This window comes from Paraburkholderia sp. LEh10, assembly GCF_017814945.1.
Lineage (GTDB): Bacteria > Pseudomonadota > Gammaproteobacteria > Burkholderiales > Burkholderiaceae > Paraburkholderia.
In genome coordinates this window covers 1-7,634 of record NZ_JAGIPX010000136.1, presented here as the reverse complement: position 1 = coordinate 7,634, position 7,634 = coordinate 1, and the positions used below count along the sequence as shown (strand labels likewise).

The following is a 7,634-nucleotide window of genomic DNA, read 5'->3' as shown; positions in this document are numbered from 1 at the left end:
TCTTTGCCGCGGCAAAGAAAGTAGGTGCCGCCCCGCACAGGGGCAACGCCTGCGCCACGAGGCGCATCGCGGATGCCAGCGACAGCGGCAAAACAAACCGCAATCGCGGATGCCCGCGCAAAGGGCAAAACAAACCGCAATCGCAGGCATAAAAAAAAGAACCCGTCGCTTCCACGCAAGACGCCTCCGCAACGGTCACCTAAACTACGAAACATCACCGAACGAGCCCCGAGGCCCCGCCATGAGCAACCAGACCCAACCCGTATCCCGCCAGACCTTCGACGAAGTCATGGTCCCCGTATTCGCGCCGGCATCGTTCGTCCCGGATCGCGGCGTCGGCTCCCGTGTATGGGACACGCAAGGCAAGGACTACATCGACTTCGCGGGCGGCATCGCCGTGACGGCGCTGGGTCATGCTCATCCGGAACTGCTGAAAGTTCTGCACGATCAAGGTGCGAAGCTGTGGCACATCGGTAACGGTTACACGAACGAGCCCGTGCTGCGTCTCGCCAAGCGTCTCGAAGAGCTGACCTTCGCCGACCGCGCGTTCTTCGCGAACTCGGGTGCCGAAGCCAATGAAGCCGCGCTGAAACTCGCGCGCCGCGTCGCCTTCGAGCGTCATGGCGCGGACAAGGACGAAATCATCTCGTTCACGCAGTCGTTCCATGGCCGCACGTTCTTCACCGTCAGCGTCGGCGGCCAGCCGAAATACTCGGAAGGCTTCGGTCCCGTGCCCGCCGGCATCCGCCATCTGCCCTACAACGATATCGATGCGGCGCGCGCGGCAATCGGCCCGAAGACCTGCGCCGTGATCGTCGAGCCGGTGCAGGGCGAAGGCGGCGTGATTCCCGCCGATCCCGCATTCCTCAAGGCGCTGCGCGAAGCGTGCGACCAGCACGACGCGCTGCTGATTTTCGATGAAGTGCAAACGGGCGTCGGCCGTACGGGCTTCTTCTATGCGTATCAGGACACGGGCGTGACGCCGGATATCCTGACGACGGCCAAGGCGCTCGGCAACGGCTTTCCGATCGGCGCCATGCTGACGACGCAAGAACTGGCCGCGCATTTCAAGGTCGGCGTGCATGGCACGACATACGGCGGCAATCCGCTTGCCACGGCCATCGCGCTGAAGGTCGTGGATCTCGTCAGCGATCCGAAGCTGCTGGAAGGCGTGCGCTCGCGCAGCGAGCAACTGAAGGCCACCCTGGCGAACATCAACGAACGCTTCGGCATCTTCAAGGAAGTGCGCGGCAAGGGCCTCCTGATCGGCGTTGAACTCACGGAAGCCTTCAAGGGCCGCGCGAAGGACTTCGTGACGGCGGCGGGCAAGCATGGCGTCATCATGCTGATGGCAGGCCCCGATGTGCTGCGCTTCGCGCCGTCGCTGATCATTCCCTTCGACGACATGAACGAAGGCCTCGCGCGCTTCGCGAAGGCCGTCGAGGAAGTCGTCGGCGCAGTGGCGCTAGCAAAGTAATCCGTTCAGTTCATTACACGAGACCACGATGCTCTTCGTCCGCCCTGGCCGCCTGGCCGATCTCGACGCCTTGCAACAGATGGCGCGCAACGCGCAGCCCGTGCTGCACTCGCTGCCACACGACCGGCGCGCGCTGGAGGCACGCGTTGCGTTGTCGGAGGACTCGTTTCGCGCGGAAGTCGATTTTCCGGGCGAGGAGTTCTATCTCTTCGTGCTCGAAGACAGTGAGACGGGCAAGCTGCACGGCACCGCGAGCATCGTGGCGGCAGCCGGCTACTCGGAGCCGTTCTACGTGTTCCGCAACGATGCGTTGATTCACGCGTCGCGTGAGCTGCATGTGAACCGCAAGATTCACGCGCTGACGATGTCGCACGAGCTGACGGGCAAGAGCCGTCTCGCCGGGTTCTATATCGACCCGGCGCTGCGCGGCGATGCCGCCGCGCATCTGATGTCGCGCGCGCGGATGATGTACATCGCCGCGAACCGCGAGCGCTTCACGTCCGAAGTCTTCTCGCTGCTGCTCGGCGTGACGGACGACACGGGCGTGTCGCCGTTCTGGGAAGCCGTGGGCCGCAAGTTCTTTGGCCGCAATTTCGCCGATATCGAAGTGCAGTCGGGCGGGCGCAGCAGCACGTTCATCGCTGAGGTGATGCCGAGCTATCCGATCTATGTGCCGCTGTTGCCGGAGAGCGCGCAGCGCGTGCTCGGCGAGCCCGACGAAAAGGCGCTGCTCGCGTACGACATCCATATGGAAGAGGGCTTCGAGACCGACCGCTACGTCGATATCTTCGATGCGGGTCCGGTATTGACAGCGCAAGTCGATCGCAGCACATGCGTCGCGCGCAACGAGCCGCGCACGGTGCGCGAAGCGTCGGCGCAACATGGCGCGACCTATCTGATCGCGAGCAACAAGCCGGGCGAATTCCGCTGCGTGCTCGCCGATCTGCCCGCGCAGAAGGAAGAGGGCGCGCCGCTGTCGGCGGCCGCGCGCCATGCGCTCGACGTGCAGGACGGCGACGCGGTGCGCTGTGTGCCGCTGCATCAGCAGGAACAGAATCACTCTACGGGAGAAGCACAATGATCGTCGTTCGCGTCGTGCAGACGGGCGATGTGGACGCGCTCGTCGCGCTCGCTCAGGAGACAGGGCCCGGTCTCACGACCTTCAAGCCGGACCGCGATGCGCTCGCCGCGCGCATCGCGCGCGCGCGCCGCACGATCGAGGACAAGGCCGCGCCGCACGAGAAGGGCTACTTCTTCGTGATGGAAGATTCGCAAACGAAGGACATTGCCGGCGTCTGCGGGATCGAAACGGCCGTGGGACTCGAGCAGCCGTTCTACAACTATCGCGTGAGCACGGTCGTGCATGCGTCGCAGGATCTCGGCATCTGGACGCGCATGCGCGCGCTCAACATCTCGCACGACCTGACGGGCTATGCCGAAGTGTGCTCGCTGTTCCTGAGCCCGCGTTATCGCGCGCATGGTGTGGGCGGCTTGCTGTCGCGTTCGCGCTTCATGTTCATCGCGCAGTTCCGCGACCGCTTTCCGCAGCGCATCTGCGCGGAATTGCGCGGCCATTTCGACGCGGACGGCACGTCGCCGTTCTGGCGCGCGGTCGGCTCGCACTTCTATCAGATCGACTTCAACGCCGCGGACTACCTGAGCTCGCATGGCCGCAAGTCGTTCCTCGCGGAACTGATGCCGCGTTTCCCCGTGTATGTCGAACTGCTGCCCGACGAAGCGCAGCGGGCAATCGGCCTCACGCATAGCGACACGCTGCCTGCTCGCAAGATGCTCGAAGCGGAAGGGCTGCGTTATGAGAATCACGTCGACATCTTCGATGCAGGCCCCGTGCTCGAATGCCACGTCGCGGATTTGCGCACGGTGCGCGAGAGCGCCGTGGTGCCCGTCGAGATCGCTGCCGTCGAAGGGCAGGAAGGCGGTCCGCGCTCGCTCGTCTCGAACACGTCGCTGCATGACTTTCGCACGGGCGTCGCGGCGGGCGTCGCGCAGAACGGCGTGTTCCGTCTGTCGGCGCACGAGGCGCAGGCATTGAACGTGAAGGCAGGCGAGCCGGTGCGCGTGCTGCCCCTGAAACAGAAATAAGGACCAACATGAGCGAGCTTTTCATCGACGGCGAATGGGTCGCCGGCACAGGACACGCATTCGCATCGCGCAACCCCGCTACGGGCGCGACGGTGTGGGAAGGCAATAGCGCTTCGGCGCAAGACGTCGAGCGCGCCGTGATGAGCGCGCGCCGTGCGTTCGCGTTGTGGTCGGCCGTGAGCCTCGACGAGCGTGTCGCCGTCGTGCGCCGCTTCGCTGCGTTGATCAACGAGCGCAAGGAAGCGATTGCCGAAGCGATCGGCCGCGAAACGGGCAAGCCGTTGTGGGAGGCGCGCACGGAAGTCGCGTCGATGGCGGCGAAGGTCGAGATCTCCATTCAGTCGTACAACGAACGCACGGGCGAGCGGCGCGCGGCGATGGCCGATGGCACGGCCGTGCTGCGTCATCGTCCGCATGGCGTCGTCGCTGTGTTCGGTCCGTACAACTTTCCGGGCCACTTGCCGAACGGGCATATCGTGCCCGCGCTGATCGCGGGCAATGCGGTCGTGTTCAAGCCTTCGGAGCTTGCGCCGGGCGTGGCGCGCGCGACGGTCGAAGTATGGCGCGATGCGGGCCTGCCCGCCGGCGTGCTGAACCTCGTGCAAGGCGAGAAGGACACGGGCATTGCGCTCGCGAATCACCGGCAGATCGACGGGCTGTTCTTCACGGGCAGCTCCGACACGGGCACGCTGCTGCACAAGCAGTTCGGCGGCCGTCCGGAGATCGTGCTCGCGCTGGAGATGGGCGGCAACAACCCTCTCGTCGTCGCACCTGTCGCCGACCTCGATGCCGCCGTGCATCACACGATCCAATCGGCGTTCCTTTCGGCGGGGCAGCGCTGCACGTGCGCGCGCCGCATCTTCGTGCCGAACGATGCATTCGGCGAGCGCTTTATCGCGCGGCTCGTCGACGTGACGTCGCGCATTGCAGTGGGCGAATACGACGCCGATCCGCAGCCGTACATGGGCGCTGTGATCTCGGCGCGCGCAGCGGCGCGACTCGTCGAAGCGCAGACGCAACTGATCGCGGACGGCGCAAAGCCGTTGCTGAAGATGGAGCAGCGCGATCCGAAGCTCGGCTTCGTGACGCCTGCGATTCTCGACGTGACAGACGTGAAGAACCTGCCCGATGAAGAGCACTTCGGGCCGCTCGCGCAGATCATCCGCTACGGTTCGTTCGACGAAGCGATCACGGGCGCCAACGACACCGAGTTCGGTTTGTCCGCGGGCCTGCTCGCCGACGATGAAGCGCTGTGGACGCACTTCCAGCGCACGATCCGCGCCGGCATCGTGAACTGGAACAGGCCCACCAATGGCGCATCGTCGGCGGCGCCGTTCGGCGGCACGGGCCGCTCGGGCAACAACCGGCCGAGCGCTTACTACGCGGCCGACTACTGCGCGTACCCGATGGCTTCCGTCGAAAGCGCGCAATTGCAAATGCCCGCGAGCGTGTCGCCGGGTCTTCATTTCTAAGGATCGACGATGCAAGCCACTGAAGCCAATTTCGACGGACTCGTTGGACCGACCCACAACTATGCGGGGCTGTCGTTCGGCAATGTCGCGTCGCAGAATAACGAAAAGTCCGTTGCGAACCCGAAGGCCGCGGCGAAGCAGGGCCTGCGCAAGATGAAGCAGCTCGCGGACCTGGGTTTCAATCAGGGTGTGTTGCCGCCGCAGGAGCGTCCGTCGATGCGCCTGTTGCGCGAGCTCGGCTTTTCCGGCGATGAGGCGAGCGTGATCGCGCGCGTCGCGAAGGACGCGCCCGAACTGCTCGCGGCGGCTAGCTCCGCATCGGCGATGTGGACGGCCAATGCGGCGACCGTCAGCCCGTCGGCCGATACCCACGATGGCCGCGTGCATTTCACGCCCGCGAACCTGACGAGCAAGCTGCATCGCGCGATCGAACATCAGGCGACGGGCCGCACGCTGCGCGCGATTTTCGCGGACCCGTCACGCTTCATCGTGCATGAAGCGTTGCCCGGCACGCCCGCGCTCGGCGACGAAGGCGCGGCGAATCACACGCGCTTTTGCGCGCAGTATGGCGCAAAGGGCGTCGAGTTCTTCGTCTATGGGCGCAGCGAATATCGCCGCGGGCCGGAGCCGAAGCGTTATCCCGCGCGCCAGACGTTCGAGGCGAGCCGTGCCGTCGCGCATCGTCACGGCCTCGCGGACGACGCGACCGTCTACGCACAGCAGGCGCCTGAGGTCATCGACGCAGGCGTGTTCCACAACGACGTGATCGCGGTCGGCAATGCGCGCACGCTGTTTTGCCATCAACTGGCGTTCGTCGATCAGAAGGCGGTGTATGACGAGTTGAGCACGAAGCTGGCGAAGCTCAACGGCGAGTTCAACGTGATCGAGGTGCCGGATGCGCAAGTGAGTGTCGCCGATGCCGTGTCGTCGTATCTGTTCAACAGCCAGTTGCTGTTGCGCGGCGACGGCAAGCAGGTGCTCGTCGTGCCGCAGGAGTGCCGCGAAAACCCGCGCGTGTCGGCGTACCTCGACGAACTGGTCGCGGGCAAAGCGCCCATCGACGACGTGTTGGTGTTCGATCTGCGCGAGAGCATGAAGAACGGCGGCGGTCCCGCGTGTCTGCGCTTGCGCGTCGTGCTCGACGAAGCCGAGCGCGGCGCGGTGACGCCGGGCGTGTGGATCGACGACAAGCTTTTCCCGCGCCTCGACGCGTGGATCGAGCGGCACTATCGCGACCGTCTCGCGCCCGGCGATCTTGCCGATCCGCAGTTGTTGACGGAGTCGCGCACCGCGCTCGATGAGTTGACGCAGATTCTGGGTCTGGGCTCGCTCTATGACTTCCAGCGCTGATACGGCCATGCCCGCGCTGCTCGACGATTTCCTCGCGTACACGCTCGCGGGGCATCGGCCTGCGGGCGATGCCCGCGAAGGCCTGTGCGCGAACGGCGTGCGATGGACGTGGGTCGACGATGGCGCGTTGCAGTTCGAGCCTGCGACGCCTTCGGGCGCAACGGTGCGCAGCGTTCTCGCGTCGGCGGGGATTCATGGCGACGAGACTGCGCCGATCGAGTTGCTGTCGTTTCTGGTTCGCGACATCGCGCGGGGACACGCTGCGCTTGCGTGCCGGTTGCTGGTGATACTGGGCAACGTGCAGGCGATGCGCGAGTCGTGCCGATATATCGATGACGATCTGAACCGGCTCTTCAGCGGCCGCCATGCGCAGTTGCCCGGCAGTCACGAGGCGCCGCGCGCGACCGCTCTGGAGCGTATTGCAGCGCGCTTCTTCGCCGATGCGCCGGATGAACCCGGCGGGCGATGGCACATCGACATGCACACGGCGATTCGGGCTTCCGTGTTCGAGCAGTTTGCATTGCTGCCGCATACGGGCGCGCCGTTGTCGCGTGCGATGTTCGAGTGGCTGCGCGATGCGCGGATTGCGGCTGTTTTGTTGCACACCACCAAGGGCAACACTTACTCGCATTTCACCGCCGAGGCGTGCGGCGCAGATGCATGCACGCTGGAACTCGGGAAAGTGCGGCCATTTGGGAAGAACGATCTGACGCGATTTGAGGGCGCCGATGCCGCGCTGCGGCAGTTGCTTGCCGGCGAGCGCGGCGATGATTCGTTGGCGCTGCCACGGGTGTTTACCGTGATCGATCAGATTACGAAGCAGAGCGATTCGTTTGAGTTGCTGTTCGATCGCGATGTCGCCAATTTTACGGTGTTTGGGCGCGATACCGTTCTCGCGCGGGATGGCGATTACCGTTATGTCGTGCGACATGATGAGGAGCGCATTGTGTTTCCTAATGCGGCAGTCAAGCCCGGGTTGCGGGCGGGGCTTCTTGTTGTGGAGACGACTGCCGAGACTCATTCTGTATTGAGTTAGGGGCTTCTTTTTTGTCTGCGACGCTGGGTGGTGTTTCTTTTTGTTCGCATCCGCGATAGCGGTTTTGTTTTGCCACTATCGCTGGCATCCGCGATTGCGGTTTGTTTTGCCTTTGCGCGGGCATCCGCGATGCGGTTTTGTTTTGCCGCTATCGCTGGCATCCGCGATGCGCCTCGCGGCGCGGGCGTCGCCCCTG

The 7,634-nt window shown here is 64.7% G+C and carries 6 protein-coding genes; all 6 read left to right on the top strand.

Translation table 11 applies throughout. From position 1 onward, the window contains the following. Positions 1 to 241: 241 nt before the first annotated feature. From J8I87_RS42700 to astE, 6 genes are read left to right on the top strand one after another with little or no spacing between them, the layout of a single operon-like run. Positions 242 to 1,477: an aspartate aminotransferase family protein gene (locus J8I87_RS42700; RefSeq protein ID WP_209938604.1), complete on the top strand. Its 1,236-nt coding sequence runs from the start codon at positions 242 to 244 to the stop codon at positions 1,475 to 1,477. 28 nt (positions 1,478 to 1,505) lie between these two features. Continuing rightward, positions 1,506 to 2,558 carry an arginine/ornithine succinyltransferase subunit alpha gene (gene aruF / locus J8I87_RS42695; protein ID WP_209938603.1) on the top strand — a complete coding sequence of 351 codons (1,053 nt, stop codon included), beginning with the start codon at positions 1,506 to 1,508 and terminating at the stop codon, positions 2,556 to 2,558. Continuing rightward, positions 2,555 to 3,580, top strand: a complete 1,026-nt coding sequence (astA, locus tag J8I87_RS42690; RefSeq protein ID WP_209938602.1) for an arginine N-succinyltransferase — start codon at positions 2,555 to 2,557, stop codon at positions 3,578 to 3,580. The genes aruF and astA overlap by 4 nt, the downstream gene beginning before the upstream one ends. Before the next feature lie 8 nt (positions 3,581 to 3,588). Then, complete coding sequence (astD, locus tag J8I87_RS42685; protein ID WP_209938601.1) at positions 3,589 to 5,052, top strand: succinylglutamate-semialdehyde dehydrogenase; 1,464 nt, start codon at positions 3,589 to 3,591, stop codon at positions 5,050 to 5,052. Positions 5,053 to 5,061: 9 nt separating this feature from the next. Continuing rightward, positions 5,062 to 6,402: an N-succinylarginine dihydrolase gene (gene astB, locus J8I87_RS42680; RefSeq protein ID WP_209938600.1), complete on the top strand. Its 1,341-nt coding sequence runs from the start codon at positions 5,062 to 5,064 to the stop codon at positions 6,400 to 6,402. Beyond that, positions 6,386 to 7,438, top strand: coding sequence for a succinylglutamate desuccinylase (gene astE, locus J8I87_RS42675; RefSeq protein ID WP_209938599.1), 1,053 nt, complete (start codon positions 6,386 to 6,388; stop codon positions 7,436 to 7,438). Before astB ends, astE begins: the two co-directional genes overlap by 17 nt. The last annotated feature ends 196 nt before the right edge of the window (positions 7,439 to 7,634 follow it).